14 protein-coding genes are annotated in these 13,214 nt (G+C 50.6%); 6 read left to right on the top strand and 8 right to left on the bottom strand.

All coding sequences use genetic code 11. The annotated features are described in order from the left end of the window. Positions 1–5 precede the first annotated feature (5 nt). Genes HV334_RS24150 through HV334_RS24130 form a run of 5 tightly spaced genes read right to left on the bottom strand, consistent with a single transcriptional unit; the run spans position 6 to position 5,184 of the window. Positions 6–875 carry an NAD(P)-dependent oxidoreductase gene (locus HV334_RS24150; protein WP_181220994.1) on the bottom strand — a complete coding sequence of 290 codons (870 nt, stop codon included), beginning with the start codon at positions 873–875 and terminating at the stop codon, positions 6–8. Continuing rightward, positions 872–1,750: an SMP-30/gluconolactonase/LRE family protein gene (locus HV334_RS24145; RefSeq protein WP_109017840.1), complete on the bottom strand. Its 879-nt coding sequence runs from the start codon at positions 1,748–1,750 to the stop codon at positions 872–874. The genes HV334_RS24150 and HV334_RS24145 overlap by 4 nt, the downstream gene beginning before the upstream one ends. Then, positions 1,743–2,624 (bottom strand): aldose 1-epimerase, encoded by an 882-nt coding sequence (locus HV334_RS24140; protein WP_181220993.1) that lies wholly within the window; start codon positions 2,622–2,624, stop codon positions 1,743–1,745. The genes HV334_RS24145 and HV334_RS24140 overlap by 8 nt, the downstream gene beginning before the upstream one ends. A 1-nt stretch (position 2,625) precedes the next feature. Then, positions 2,626–3,417, bottom strand: coding sequence for an aldolase/citrate lyase family protein (locus HV334_RS24135; protein ID WP_047357785.1), 792 nt, complete (start codon positions 3,415–3,417; stop codon positions 2,626–2,628). Positions 3,418–3,426: 9 nt separating this feature from the next. Further along, positions 3,427–5,184: an IlvD/Edd family dehydratase gene (locus HV334_RS24130; RefSeq protein ID WP_223870187.1), complete on the bottom strand. Its 1,758-nt coding sequence runs from the start codon at positions 5,182–5,184 to the stop codon at positions 3,427–3,429. Positions 5,185–5,393: 209 nt separating this feature from the next. Here HV334_RS24130 and HV334_RS24125 point away from each other — a divergent pair, with 209 nt between their 5' ends. The 6 genes from HV334_RS24125 to fabY all read left to right on the top strand — a co-directional run bounded on the left by HV334_RS24125 (position 5,394) and on the right by fabY (position 11,305). Next, positions 5,394–7,151, top strand: coding sequence for a solute:sodium symporter family transporter (locus HV334_RS24125; protein ID WP_181220992.1), 1,758 nt, complete (start codon positions 5,394–5,396; stop codon positions 7,149–7,151). Continuing rightward, positions 7,124–8,152, top strand: coding sequence for a LacI family DNA-binding transcriptional regulator (locus HV334_RS24120; protein WP_047357782.1), 1,029 nt, complete (start codon positions 7,124–7,126; stop codon positions 8,150–8,152). Before HV334_RS24125 ends, HV334_RS24120 begins: the two co-directional genes overlap by 28 nt. A 267-nt stretch (positions 8,153–8,419) precedes the next feature. Continuing rightward, complete coding sequence (gene yihX / locus HV334_RS24115) at positions 8,420–9,019, top strand: glucose-1-phosphatase (RefSeq protein ID WP_137351793.1); 600 nt, start codon at positions 8,420–8,422, stop codon at positions 9,017–9,019. After that, positions 9,013–9,885 (top strand): virulence factor BrkB family protein, encoded by an 873-nt coding sequence (locus HV334_RS24110; RefSeq protein ID WP_019077938.1) that lies wholly within the window; start codon positions 9,013–9,015, stop codon positions 9,883–9,885. The genes yihX and HV334_RS24110 overlap by 7 nt, the downstream gene beginning before the upstream one ends. Continuing rightward, positions 9,882–10,319, top strand: a complete 438-nt coding sequence (dtd, locus tag HV334_RS24105) for a D-aminoacyl-tRNA deacylase (protein WP_003028671.1) — start codon at positions 9,882–9,884, stop codon at positions 10,317–10,319. The genes HV334_RS24110 and dtd overlap by 4 nt, the downstream gene beginning before the upstream one ends. 44 nt (positions 10,320–10,363) lie before the next feature. Beyond that, a complete protein-coding gene (gene fabY, locus HV334_RS24100) occupies positions 10,364–11,305 on the top strand; it encodes a fatty acid biosynthesis protein FabY (RefSeq protein ID WP_003825286.1) in 942 nt (313 codons plus the stop codon). A 17-nt stretch (positions 11,306–11,322) separates the two neighbouring features. On the opposite strand, the gene HV334_RS24095 is transcribed toward fabY, so the two are convergent. The 3 genes from HV334_RS24095 to HV334_RS24085 form a co-directional block, all read right to left on the bottom strand. Next, positions 11,323–11,775 (bottom strand): helix-turn-helix domain-containing protein, encoded by a 453-nt coding sequence (locus tag HV334_RS24095; protein WP_141876133.1) that lies wholly within the window; start codon positions 11,773–11,775, stop codon positions 11,323–11,325. Continuing rightward, positions 11,772–12,083 carry a type II toxin-antitoxin system HigB family toxin gene (locus tag HV334_RS24090; RefSeq protein WP_019077936.1) on the bottom strand — a complete coding sequence of 104 codons (312 nt, stop codon included), beginning with the start codon at positions 12,081–12,083 and terminating at the stop codon, positions 11,772–11,774. The genes HV334_RS24095 and HV334_RS24090 overlap by 4 nt, the downstream gene beginning before the upstream one ends. An 84-nt stretch (positions 12,084–12,167) precedes the next feature. Continuing rightward, positions 12,168–13,097 (bottom strand): alpha/beta hydrolase, encoded by a 930-nt coding sequence (locus HV334_RS24085; RefSeq protein WP_181220991.1) that lies wholly within the window; start codon positions 13,095–13,097, stop codon positions 12,168–12,170. Positions 13,098–13,214 lie beyond the last annotated feature (117 nt).

The raw sequence follows: 13,214 nt of genomic DNA, 5'->3' as shown, positions 1-13,214 counted from the left end.
CCTGATTAGTTTTTAGCATTGTTACGCACGACTTTATATGTCGCACAAAAATCTTCATTGCCGATTCCGGTTTCTAATCCACGATCGTAAATATTTTTCACGACGTTAACACCCGGAAGGTGTAAACCAGACTCAATAAGCATCGTTTTCATAATGTTGACGTCTTTAGACATATTTTTTAGAGAGAAAGCGGTGCTGTAATCTTCAGAAATCAAACTGTTAATTTTGCTGTCGAGATAGAAATTAGTGGCGCCACCATAGGATATTGCTTGATGGAAATTCGCTTTGTTAATACCGTAATGATCTGCTGCGGTGAGCATCTCATTGACACTATTTTGAATGCCTGCGACCAGAACATTATGGAGCATTTTCATCACCAGACCGCGTCCGTTATCACCCATATAGATTTGATTGCAGCCCATCATGGCGAGGATAGGCTTCACTTTTTCCCATGCGGCTTTATCTCCGCCAATATAAATTCCCAGCTCCGCCTTAACGGCAGCGGGGACAGATTTCACAACGGGAGCATCCAGCATTACCGCGCCAGTCTTATTCACCTGTTGCGAAATATCGACAGAAACGGAGGGGTCAATTGTCGACATATCTATCGTGATTTGTCCTGTATGCAGATAAGGCATCATTTGCTGATAGACTTCGCGCACATGTTCAGAGCGTGGAACCATACTGATGACCACGTCAGCATTACGCGCAATATCTTCTATTGATGCTGCGGCTTTGGCTCCGGCAACAACTAACCGATTAATCGCATCCTGGTTAATGTCATAAACTAAAACCGTACCATCGAATTTCGCGACAATATTTTTAGACATAGCTTCGCCCATTAGGCCAAGCCCGATAAAGCCGATCGTTTTCATTGTGTAATTTCCTTAAATTTGGGTTTATGCATGCCAGCGACGGCAACGTTCAGGGTAAAAATTGCGCCAGAGAGGGGGTACGCTGCGCACTCTTGCGTGGTCATGTTTTCCCGGGTGGTGGTGATAAACAGTGTTTTCATTTCCGGACCACCGAAGCAGACCATAGTCGGGCAACGAACGGGCAGAGCGTATTCTTCCAGTATTTCCCCCTGAGGAGAGAAACGGGCAATGCGCCATCCGTCGAAAAGCGCGCTCCAGTAACATCCTTCGCTATCCATCGCAGCACCATCAGGACGACCATTTCCGCATGGAAAGGTTTTCCAGACCTGACGTAGCCCTGGCTCTCCCTGCGTGTTCAGCGGTGTTCGGTAAATCACATGGTTTGGTGTATCGCTGGTATACATCCAGCGAGAGTCTGGTGAGAATGCCAGGCCGTTGGCGCCCAGAATGTCGCACTGCATCACTTGCATATGCAGGTCGTTATCTACGCGACACAGCAGCGCGCCGTTGTAATCGCGGGGGCCCCAATAGGTCCCTGCCCAGAAGCGCCCTACCGGATCCACACCGCCGTCATTGAAGCGTGCCAACGCTGGATTATTGGGGTTATCGCCGATTTTCGTTTCCAGTTGACCTTGCGCGTCGGTAAGCCAGATACCGCTCCGGAGCGCCACAATAAATCCGCCGTTCTCACGTAACGCAAAGCATCCCGGCTCTTCTTTAAAGGAGAACACTTTGTGTTCTCCTGAATGAAGCTGGAAGCGGTGGATCTCACATTCCAGAATGTCAGTCCAGTACAGTGCCTGTTCGTCATGAGCCCAGGTTGGGCACTCTGGTAAATGGCCCACATAATCGAAAAGCAATTCAGGTTTATTCATCGCTGACCATCCGTAATTCCATCCAGTGAGTTAATGACGCTCCTGGATTAAGGGTTTTCATCGCGTGTTCGCTGTCGTTAGCAGGAAGTAAGTTGATAGCGTTATTGATGTGCGTGACAGGTTCAATTGCCACGACATTGCGTTCACGTGGGGGAATAAAAAGAATGGCATTGGTTGCCGCAGAATCTATTTCCACGCGAATGTGTTTTTGCGGCCATCTGACCTCTGCCGGGGATTGCCAGCCGGTAAAACAGTTATCAACCGATCCCGGTATTGGGGGCCTGAAAGTGTGATAACACCATGGTTCGGGGACGTCAGTTTCTTTGCTAGGCAGGCTATTCTCATCGTTTAGCCATACGCGTGAGGAGACAAAACGTATTTCGCTGTGTTCGGCATCGGCAAAGAAGGGGTGAAACCCGAGGCCGACCGGAACGTTTTCCTCGGTGTTATTGAATAGAGTTAATTCAATACGCAACCGGTCAGGGAACAGCCTGAACCGTTGCTCAGCGCGATAAGGCCACGGCCAGCTTTCGCTGGCAGGGCTGTGCAGTTCTAGTACTATTTCCAGTTCCGTGGCGTGCAATACCTGCCATGCGGTTTGCCAACCATTGCCATGCAGGGAGTGAGGATGGTCGCCAAAATTGCGTTTTACCCGATGCTTCACCTTATTAAAGGTGAAGCATCCGTTCGCAATACGGTTTGACCATGGGATGAGCGGATAGCTGCCACAGAGATTGGCTCGCTGTTCTCCTGCCGGGTCCAGAGGGCGCAGAATGTCATGTCCTCTCCAGCGTAGCCAGGCGAGTGCGCCACCCAGTTCGGGTGCGACGGCAATGCGGGTTTCACCCAAGGCGCATTCGAGCAGGCGGGTCATCTCAATACACCTCGCCGCCGCGAATCTGTAGTTCTTCACCACGAATAGCGGCCAGTTGTTCTTTGGCCCGCGCCAACATAAAACTCATGTCGGAGGCCAGAGCAACAAAGGTAAAGCCCATTTGCTGATATTTATTTACCAGTTCCGGATTACCGCCTACGATGCCGCAAGGGAAGCCAAGTCGCTGACAAGCTTCCAGCCCACGCTTGATCATCGCCTGAACCTCTGGGTGCGATGGATTTCCTGGATAACCCATCGCAGAGGACATGTCGCCGGGACCGATAAAGAAACCGGTAATGCCGTCTACTTTTGCGATTTCATCGATGTTGGCGATAGCTTCTGGCGTTTCGAGTTGAAGGATCAGGCACAGCTCATTTCGTGAATCCTCCACAAACTGTGCGTTACCACCCCAACCCGAGGCGCGATGCATTGCGGCAAAACCGCGTTTCCCATAGGGCGGATAATAAGCCGACTCTACCGCTCTACGCGCTTCTTGAGGAGTATTGATAAAGGGGATCATCAGCGACATGGCACCGCCATCAAGCGCGCGTTTAATTAATACAACATCGTTGCCCGCCAGGCGGTAGAGTGGTGTGGTATTGGCATTTACGCTGCGAATAGCGCGATCGATGCGGATAGCATCAAGCGTGTCGACCGCCACATGTTCCTGATCAAGAACCAGGAAATCAAAACCTACGGTAGCCATGGCTTCGGCAACAGTATCGCTGCCGGTCATCATCCAGGTGCCTAACTTACGCTGGCCGGAAAGAATAGCCTGTTTGAAATTGTTCATTGTTTTTCCTTAAAAAATAGGAGGTTCCGGGACATCACTGCCGCTTTGCAGGAAATCGAAATCACACCCTTCATCAGCCTGAGTGACGTGCTGCTGGTAAAGTGCGGACCAGGAACGGGAAAATGTTTGATGAGTGGGTTTTAACGCTTCGCGACGTTGCGCCAGTTCGGTATCGTCAACCAGCATGTTTAACGAGCCCGCTTCTATATTCAGTTCGATCAAATCACCGGTCTGAACTAGAGCCAATGGACCGCCGACAGCGGCTTCAGGAGCAACATGGAGAATGCAGGTGCCGTAATGTGTGCCGGACATGCGGGCATCGGAAATACGTACCATGTCGGTAACGCCCTGCTGCAATAGCTTTTTCGGAATAGGCAGATTTCCCCACTCTGGCATACCGGGTCCGCCGACAGGCCCGGCATTGCGCAGAATAATGACGGTATCTTTGGTGACGTTGAGTTCCGGGGAGTCAATCTGCTCCGAGAGTTGCTGGTGGGTATCGAAAACCAGAGCCGGGCCAACATGATGGCGCAGGTAGGAACTGGCAGCAGAGGATTTCATTACCGCTCCGTTGGGGCATAGATTTCCATGCAACACCGTTAGAGCACAACCTTGTGAAAGAGGAATCACCGGATTGCTTAAATCGCGGATAGTATCGTCATCGTAACAGTCGGCATTTTCTATCCAGGCGCTGACCTGCGTATTGGTTACACCTTTTGCATCCAAATGCAGGAATGGGCTGATTTTCTTCAACTGGGCCATCAAGCCGCCCGCGAAGAAGAAATCATCCATCAGCCCTTTGCCTGAAGGAAATAAGTTTGCCAGGACGGGGATTTTACGGGCGATCTCCTCCATGTCGGCAAGACTTAACGTAATCGATGCCCGGTTAGCCATTGCGATCAGGTGGATTGCGGCATTGGTGGAGCCGCCCAACGCCATGTAAGCGGCAATACCATTAAGGAAATTCTTTTTCGTTAGCCAGCGGGAAGGTTTGTGGTCATACCAGACCATATCCACAATGGTTTTTCCGCACTGGGCGGCCATCTGTGGATGGCGACAATCCGCGGCCGGGATAGAGCTTGCGCCGGGAAGGGTAAAGCCCATGGCATCGGCAATTGAGGTCATGGTAGAGGCCGTGCCCATCGTGTTACAGGTACCGATGGACCGCGTCATCGCCCCTTCCAGCTCAATCCAGTCATGCTGGGTGATCGCGCCAAGACGAAGCTGATCCCAAAACTTTTTCGTGTGCGTACCCGCTCCGGTAACCTGACCGTGCCATTTGCCCGTGGTCATTGGGCCTGCCGGGCAAAAAATGGTTGGGATATCCATAGATAACGCACCCATTAGCAGAGCCGGTGTGGATTTATCACATCCACCCAGTAGCACCACGCCGTCAATCGGGTGCTGACGTAACAACTCTTCTGCTTCCATGGCCAGAAAGTTGCGATACAACATGGTGGTGGGTTTCACCATCACTTCGCCCATTGAAAGTGCCGGGAGTTCTACTGGAAAGCCGCCCGCCGCCCAGACGCCACGTTTTACCGCCTCCGCGCGTTCACGCAGATGGGAGTGACAGGCGCTCATATCACTCCAGGTGTTAATGATGCCGATAACCGGCTTACCCAAAAACTCTTCCCGGGCAAAGCCCATTTGCTGGGTACGTTGTCGGTGCGCGAAAGCTCTAATTGTCTTTGGGGCATACCATCTCTGGCTACGCAACTCAGAAACATCCCGTCGTACTAAACAATCCTGGTTGAACATCGTCATACTGTCCTGTGTGTGGTTTCTTTCTACGGTAGTATCGTAGCGCTACGATAATCAAGATGCATTTTGCATAAAATGTGATCTTCAGCCCATTTCATCCGCGCGTAAGCTTTTTTTTGTTTTGTGGCTTCCAGTTTCGCTGTAAAGACGTTTTATCTGCATGTGGCGCCGTGTGATAGTAGTGTTAATCACTTCGTCGACGAGGTTATGCTATGGAAATGCTATTTTCTGTCGCGACTTTTTTTCTCTTTTTAATTTTCGTAGCGCTATATTCATATCGAAAAACAAAAGGGGTTTCAGAGTCAGGCGTGGAAGGATTCTTTCTTGCGGGAAGAGGGCTAAGCGGTTATTTCATCGCTGGCTCACTGCTATTGTCTAATCTCTCAGCTGAACAATTAGTCGGCTTAAATGGCAACGCATATCGTTTTGATATCAGTGGTATGGCCTGGGAAAGCACCGCCGCAGTTGCCACTATCATGATGGCTGTTTTTTTCTTGCCGCGTTTTTTACGCCGCGGCATTACCACAATGCCGCAGTTTCTGGAGGAGCGTTTCGATAGCGCCACACGGCGAACGGTCAGCGTGATGTTACTCGTGGGATATGCGGTGATGGCCAATCCGTGCAGTCTTTACCTTGGCGCGATCACGATGAACGAGATGTTTGATGTACAAAAAATTTTCCACTTGCCTGACTGGAGCGCTATCGGATTACTGGCCCTTGTGATGGGAGCCGTTGGTGGACTCTATGCGACGTTGGGAGGCCTGAAAGCTGTCGCCATTTCAGACACTATCAGCGGTCTGATTTTACTCGTCGCGGCAATGCTCATTCCCGTTCTAGGACTCATTGCCCTTGGCGAAGGCTCTTTTCTTGCGGGTGGGAAAGCGTTGTTAAGCCATCCGGAACAGCTCAATGCTATCGGCAGCGCCAGTTCATCAGTGCCTTTTAGCACCGTTTTCACCGGTATGCTGTGTGCCAATATGTTTTACTGGTGTACTAACCAGATGATCATTCAGCGGGCGTTAGGGGCGAAGTCGCTTGCTGAAAGCCAAAAAGGCGTGCTGCTTGCAGGTAGCATCAAGCTACTGGTGCCACTGGCGATGGTGTTGCCAGGGCTGATTGCTTTTAATCTTTTTGGCCCTGTATTTACCCATGTTGATTATGCTTATCCAGCACTGGTTAAAGCGGTCATACCCTGGTGGTTGATTGGTATGTTCGCCGCAGCGATTTTTGGGACGGTGATTAGCCATTTCAACTCGGTGGTGAATTCAAGCGCCACGCTATTTGTGATCGATCTTTATGCTCCGCTGACTGGATGTCAGGATGAGAAAAAACTGGTATATGTCGGCAAGATTACCTCTGTTGTTGTCTCGCTTATTTCGATAGTGATAGCTCCTCTGCTGCTGTGGAGCCCTAACGGTATTTTTGATCTGATGCGCCGCTTTACCGGGTTCTATAGCATTCCTATTATCACGATTGTACTGGTCGGTTTTTTAACCCGAAGAGTGCCAGCACTGGCAGCAAAATGGGTACTTGGTTTTCATGTCATCGCTTACGGGTTATACACGTTTGCCGGTGGGGAAAAATGGATTTCACTACATTTTATTCACGTTATGGGCATATTGTTTCTGATTGAAACAGCAATGATGTTATCTATTGGGAAAATGGCCCCCGGAAAGCGTTATGTACCGGACGCACAACCTGCAAGTATCCCTATGGAAAAATGGCGATATGCTCATTGTGTAAGTGTTATTATGATGGCGGCTTTAATCAGTATTTTCATCGCATTGTCGCCGCTTGGTCTGGCAAACACTGAGGGGCTCCCTGCTTCATTTTACCCTCTGCTGGGATTGGTTTGGGCGGTCGCGCTGATACTGATTGTGGGATTGGCTCGTCATCGTCGTCGTCAAGAGAGGGTGTTGCTTAATGAGAATTCGGGAGAGGAATGCGTCAGAGATCGCGTCAAATTGTAAAACTTGATGATGTTGCGCACCAGGCCGGCGTGTCGCCGTCAACGGTTTCCCTGTATATTCGCCAGCCCGACCGTGTCTCGGAGAAGACCGGGAAAAAAATCCAGGCGGCTATCGATAATCTTGGCTATGTGCACAACAAGATCGCCAGCCAGTTTACCGGGGGGCGTAGTTGCAATATGGCGGTTGTGTTGCCCTCTCTGGCGAACGTGACGTTTAGTTATGTTATCCAGAAGATAGAGTCGACGGTTAGCGAACAGGGATTTCAGTTATCTATTGCTTCTCACGACCACAGTCTGGATAAGGAAGAAGAGCAGATCCGGGCAATCTTGCAATGGTCGCCAGCGGTCATTGCTATTGCAGGTGCCGACCACAAAGCTTCAACTCTTAAAATGTTGAAAAACAGCGGTGTACCTGTGGTGCAAATGTGGCAGGTTGATGGCAGCGCATTTTCCGCTCAGGTTGGTAATAACCAGGAGCAGATAGGTTATTCTGCTGCACGCTATTTGCTCGATACCGGCTGTTCCCTACTGGCCTATTTCACGACGCGTTTTGATGACGACATTCGTGCGCGTACACGTTACAACGGATTTTGTCGTGCGCTTGAGGAAAAGGGCGAGAAGCCCCTGCTGGTTGATATCCCGCAAACCCCGAATATCTGGCAGGCCAGCCGTGAAATTCTGATGCAAACGTTAGTCAAGGAGCGGGGAGTTGATGGAATTTTTTGTACCAGCGATGCAATAGCAACGGCTCTTCTGATGGAGACTCAAGCCCGGGGTATCAAGGTGCCTGAACAGTTGAGCATTCTTGGGTTCGGTGATTTTCCCTCCAGCGCCTGGCTTGCTCCTGTAACGTTATCCAGCATTAAGTGGAATGCTGATGAGATAGCGGACAGGACGGCAGAGATGATGCTAAGAATGGCGCAGGATAAAACCTGGCAGGGCGAAATTGTTGATGTCGGCTTTGAAATCATGCCGCGTGGAAGTACACGCTTACCGTTTTAGTTAACACACCTGGTCAGTGCGTGCGGATGTTAAGCAGATAAAAGTTTCTGAGAACAATATTAGGGTTTCCGCGGTGTTTACTGAAGCTCGCCGTCAGAGTATCGCTGGCCTGGCGGGTAGTGTTGCTTGCGTTTCTCATTGTCCTGGCTCGTTCATTTTGCTTGCCTTTGTTAAGTATCTTTAAACGGATACACATCGCCGATCCCGGTAGTCAAACTTCTCCTTTCCCGCTACAGTTATTCATCCACGGCGATTAAGGAGAAGATCATGCTCTATATCTTTGATTTAGGTAATGTGATTGTCGATATCGACTTCAACCGCGTGTTGGGCACATGGAGCGATCTGAGCCGTGTACCGCTGGCCTCGCTGAAGCAAAGTTTCACCATGGGGGAGGCTTTTCACCAGCACGAGCGAGGTGAAATAACGGATGAAGCCTTTGCCGAGGCACTATGTCATGACATGGCGCTGCCGCTAAGTTACGAGCAGTTCTCTCACGGCTGGCAGGCCGTTTTTGTGGCATTGCGCCCTGAAGTTATCGACATCATGCATAAGCTGCGTGAGCAGGGGCATCGGGTGGTCGTCTTGTCGAATACTAACCGTCTGCACACAATATTTTGGCCGGATGAATATCCTGAAATTCGTCAGGCTGCTGACCATATTTATCTTTCCCAGGATCTGGGCATGCGAAAACCGGAAGCGCGGATTTACCAGCATGTCCTGCAGTCTGAAGGTTTTTCTGCGGAAGATGCGGTCTTTTTTGACGACAACGCCGATAATATTGAAGGGGCTAACCGGTTAGGGATTACCAGTATCCAGGTCGTCGATAAAACGACCATTCCTGACTATTTCGCGAAGTTGTTATGCTAAAAAATGTTCAGCAACAAGCCAGGCACCATACGCGTCCTGTACGGGCCTGGCTGAAGCTACTATGGCAACGGATTGATGAGGACAACATGACGACGCTGGCAGGGAATCTTGCCTATGTTTCACTGCTCTCATTAGTACCGCTTATCGCCGTTGTGTTTGCTCTTTTCGCCGCATTTCCGATGTTTTCCGACGTCAGTGCCCAGCTACGTCATTTTATTTTCGCAAATTTTATCCCGGCGACGGGAGACGTCATCCAGCGTTATATCGAACAGTTTGTCGCCAACTCGAACAAAATGACGGCCGTTGGGGCATGTGGGCTGATTGTCACGGCGTTATTGCTGATGTATGCCATTGATAATGCTCTGAATACTATCTGGCGCAGTAAGCGCACTCGTCCCAAAGTTTACTCTTTCGCCGTCTACTGGATGATTTTAACGCTGGGGCCGCTGCTGGCGGGGGCTAGTCTGGCGATCAGCTCTTATTTGTTGTCATTGCGCTGGGCCAGCGATCTCAACTCGGTGATTGATGACGTCTTGCGTATTTTCCCTCTGGTGCTTTCCTGGCTCTCGTTCTGGCTGCTTTACAGCATTGTACCGACTACGCGTGTGCCCAATCGTGATGCGGTTATTGGCGCCTTTGTGGCCGCCGTGTTGTTCGAGGCCGGAAAGAAAGGATTTGCGCTCTACATCACGATGTTCCCGTCGTATCAGCTCATTTACGGTGTCCTGGCGGTGATCCCCATTTTATTTGTCTGGGTATACTGGACGTGGTGTATCGTCTTGCTAGGCGCGGAAATAACTGTCACTCTCGGGGAATACCGCAAACTTAAACAAGCCGCAGAACAAGAAGAAGCAGATCAACCATGATTGCATTAATTCAGCGCGTAACCCGTGCCAGCGTCACCGTGGAGGGCGAGGTGACGGGTGAAATTGGCCCAGGACTTTTAGTCCTGTTAGGTGTCGAAAGGGATGATGACGAACAGAAAGCGAACCGTCTGTGTGAGCGCGTACTCGGCTATCGAATCTTTAGCGATGCCGAAGGAAAAATGAACCTCAACGTGCAGCAATCAGGTGGCAGTGTGCTGGTGGTTTCACAGTTCACGCTGGCGGCAGATACCGAACGTGGCATGCGCCCGGGGTTTTCGAAAGGCGCTGCGCCCGAGCGGGCAGAAGCGCTGTATGAATACTTTGTTGAGCGTTGCCGCCAACAGGAAATGAATACGCAAACCGGTCGATTCGCTGCGGATATGCAGGTTTCACTGGTTAATGATGGCCCCGTGACGTTCTGGTTACAAGTATGAACCAGCTACCGGTGTGGCCGCGGGCAACAAGAGAGAATACGACTATGTATCACCTTCGAGTACCGCAAACAGAAGAAGAGTTGGAGCGTTACTACCAGTTTCGCTGGGAGATGTTGCGTAAACCGTTGCACCAGCCCAAAGGCTCCGAACGGGATGCCTGGGACGCGATGGCGCATCACCAGATGGTGGTGGACGAAGAGGGAAATCTGGTCGCGGTTGGGCGTCTGTATATCAATGCGGATAACGAAGCCTCCATACGCTTTATGGCCGTTGACCCCTCTGTGCAGGAGAAAGGGTTGGGCACGCTGATGGCGATGACCCTGGAGTCTGTGGCGCGTCAGGAAGGGGTAAAGCGCGTAACCTGTAGCGCCCGTGAAGATGCGGTCGAATTTTTCGCCAAACTGGGGTTTGTGAGTCAGGGCGAAATTACCACGCCGCAAACCACGCCGGTGCGCCATTTTTTGATGATTAAGCCCATCGCAACGCTGGACGACATTCTCCATCGCGGGGACTGGTGCGGACAGCTACAGCAAGCCTGGTACGAACATATTCCATTGAGTGAGAAAATGGGCGTGCGCATTCAGCAGTACACCGGGCAGAAATTTATTACTACGATGCCAGAGACTGGCAATCAGAACCCGCACCATACGCTGTTTGCCGGAAGCCTATTTTCACTGGCGACGTTAACGGGCTGGGGGCTTATCTGGCTGATGCTGCGCGAGCGTCATCTGGGGGGGACGATAATCCTCGCCGACGCGCATATCCGATATAGCAGGCCAATTACCGGGAAACCTACCGCTATTGCCGATCTGGGCTCGCTGAGCGGTGACCTGGACCGTCTGGCAAGAGGCCGCAAGGCGCGCGTTCAGATGCAGGTCGGGGTGTTTGGCGATGACACGCCGGGCGTCGTGTTTGAAGGTACCTACATTGTGCTACCCGCGAAACCGTTTGGCGCATATGAAGAGGGCGGGAATGAGGAAGAGTAGGTCAGAGGGGATCCTCTTTACTCGATGAATGCGTCTGCCGGAAGGTTAAAGCGTTCTGCGAGCATTTTAATATGACTTACAGTCAGTGCTCTGCGACCATTCAAGATGTTGCTGACATTAGATTTTGAACCAAGTTCGTTGGCAAGATCTGCTGCTTTGAGACCATATTGATCCATGAGCGTACGCAGTAACGCAACGCCATGAGGAGTATGTTCCAGTTGTTGGTTGAGGGCACTGAACTCAGGCGCATGTTTTTCGTAGTCGCGGATCCGAGCTGAAAGCAGCTCAAACAACGGGTTTTCCAGGTCGTCACGATCAACCAGAAACTCCACCAAAGCGAGTGCTTTTCGGTACTCTGTCTCATTTTGTTCTTTGCCTAACAGGGGGATTTTTTTCACTGCATCGGTAAAGGTATCGATCATCAATTTTACACTGGCTGTGTCTATCTGATGACTTTCATGCGTTCTCATTCTTTGTGACCCCGATAGTATGTGGTTAGTCTGTCATACTCGGCATGGTGAACGATATGCTTCACAAATACCTTTTGCAGTTTGAAATCAATATAGGCAATAAGTCTCAAGCAGTTACCTGAAACATTAATCACCCACCATTTATTTCTGTATTTAAAATTATCCAGTGAAGGTATGTACTGCTTCATCTCTTCAGGAGTGTGGAACATTTTTTTCTCTAAAATATTCAGCAAATCAACGAGTGCTGCCATGTGGTTTGGAAAACGGAGTATTGCCTCGTTGAAAGGTTTTCGGCTGATAACATGCATGGTGTAGTTCCATTACAAGGTTTTCAACCTGAAAACAAAATAACGCAAGGCAATTAAGTTTTCAAGATGAAAACGAAAGATTAATCAAGCATATCTTCCTGCTATAGGATTAACGACGCGCCAGGCCACATCTCGCATAACATTTCGTGCCGCCTGGCTCACTCCTGCCAGCTGGAAAAATCCGTGGATAACGCCAAGATAGCGTTGGCAGGTGCACTCCACGCCCTGCTCCAGGAACCGTTGATACAGGGCCTCACCCTCATCGCGCAGTGGGTCGAATTCGGCTGTAATGATGTGCGTGGGCGGCAGACCGTTGAAGTCTTCACGCCAGACTGGGCTGGCTTCGGGATGCCGCAGGTCGGTTTGCGGCAAATACATCTCGTAGCCCGAAAGCAACGTGTCACGTGTGATAATGTAATCCTGCCCATTTCGGTCGTAGCTCTCAAACCTGGCGGTTGCGTCCAGCATCGGGTAAATCAGCATTAGCTGCGCAGGTTGCCATTGATTGGCAGCTTTCAGGCGCAGTGCGGTGACCAGCGCCAGATGCCCGCCTGCACTGTCGCCAGCAAGCGTAATCCTGCCGCGATCGACACCCAGTTTCTGGGCATACTTCCAGATAATATTGGCTCCCGTTTCAGCGTCGTTATGTGCAGCCGGGAAAGTATGCTCTGGTGCAAGGCGATACTGCACCGCAATGACCCGACAGCCGCTGTACCAGGCGAGCTGCCTTAGCTGGTTATCATGCGTCGCGAATCCACCACTGACAAAGCAGCCGCCGTGATAATAGATAACGCAGGGGAGATTTCCCGTGGCGTCCCGCGGCGAAACAACGCGAAATGTCATTGCATCAAGTTCAATATCTTCAACCTGTACGCGGGTTTCAGTTTCTCCTGCCAGTACCGTGCTGGCAATGTAGCCTGCTCTCCGTTCATCAATATTTTGCTCGCGCGAAGAAGGGCGTCCCGCCGCGATAAATGCCTCAACCAGCTGTGCAATCCCGCTTTCCAGTGCCATTTATTATTTTCCTTATCTGTATGGATATACAGTTTTATAACCTGGATAGACAAGAATGAGAATGGGAAAAGTGACGGGGTGTACGATTCTGGAAAGCGGCTCGCAAAAGTAAAAATC

Origin of the sequence: Citrobacter sp. RHBSTW-00944 (genome assembly GCF_013615435.1) — a bacterium.
In the GTDB taxonomy this organism is placed as follows: domain Bacteria; phylum Pseudomonadota; class Gammaproteobacteria; order Enterobacterales; family Enterobacteriaceae; genus Citrobacter; species Citrobacter braakii.
This window is presented reverse-complemented; position numbering and strand designations above follow the sequence as displayed.

Excerpts from the sequence above, each read along its gene's own strand:
- HV334_RS24150 (WP_181220994.1), bottom strand. The coding sequence starts at position 875 with ATGAAAACGATCGGCTTTATCGGGCTTGGCCTAATGGGCGAAGCTATG.
- HV334_RS24145 (WP_109017840.1), bottom strand. The coding sequence starts at position 1,750 with ATGAATAAACCTGAATTGCTTTTCGATTATGTGGGCCATTTACCAGAG.
- HV334_RS24140 (WP_181220993.1), bottom strand. The coding sequence starts at position 2,624 with ATGACCCGCCTGCTCGAATGCGCCTTGGGTGAAACCCGCATTGCCGTC.
- HV334_RS24135 (WP_047357785.1), bottom strand. The coding sequence starts at position 3,417 with ATGAACAATTTCAAACAGGCTATTCTTTCCGGCCAGCGTAAGTTAGGC.
- HV334_RS24130 (WP_223870187.1), bottom strand. The coding sequence starts at position 5,184 with ATGACGATGTTCAACCAGGATTGTTTAGTACGACGGGATGTTTCTGAG.
- HV334_RS24125 (WP_181220992.1), top strand. The coding sequence starts at position 5,394 with ATGGAAATGCTATTTTCTGTCGCGACTTTTTTTCTCTTTTTAATTTTC.
- HV334_RS24120 (WP_047357782.1), top strand. The coding sequence starts at position 7,124 with ATGCGTCAGAGATCGCGTCAAATTGTAAAACTTGATGATGTTGCGCAC.
- yihX (WP_137351793.1), top strand. The coding sequence starts at position 8,420 with ATGCTCTATATCTTTGATTTAGGTAATGTGATTGTCGATATCGACTTC.
- HV334_RS24110 (WP_019077938.1), top strand. The coding sequence starts at position 9,013 with ATGCTAAAAAATGTTCAGCAACAAGCCAGGCACCATACGCGTCCTGTA.
- dtd (WP_003028671.1), top strand. The coding sequence starts at position 9,882 with ATGATTGCATTAATTCAGCGCGTAACCCGTGCCAGCGTCACCGTGGAG.
- fabY (WP_003825286.1), top strand. The coding sequence starts at position 10,364 with ATGTATCACCTTCGAGTACCGCAAACAGAAGAAGAGTTGGAGCGTTAC.
- HV334_RS24095 (WP_141876133.1), bottom strand. The coding sequence starts at position 11,775 with ATGAGAACGCATGAAAGTCATCAGATAGACACAGCCAGTGTAAAATTG.
- HV334_RS24090 (WP_019077936.1), bottom strand. The coding sequence starts at position 12,083 with ATGCATGTTATCAGCCGAAAACCTTTCAACGAGGCAATACTCCGTTTT.
- HV334_RS24085 (WP_181220991.1), bottom strand. The coding sequence starts at position 13,097 with ATGGCACTGGAAAGCGGGATTGCACAGCTGGTTGAGGCATTTATCGCG.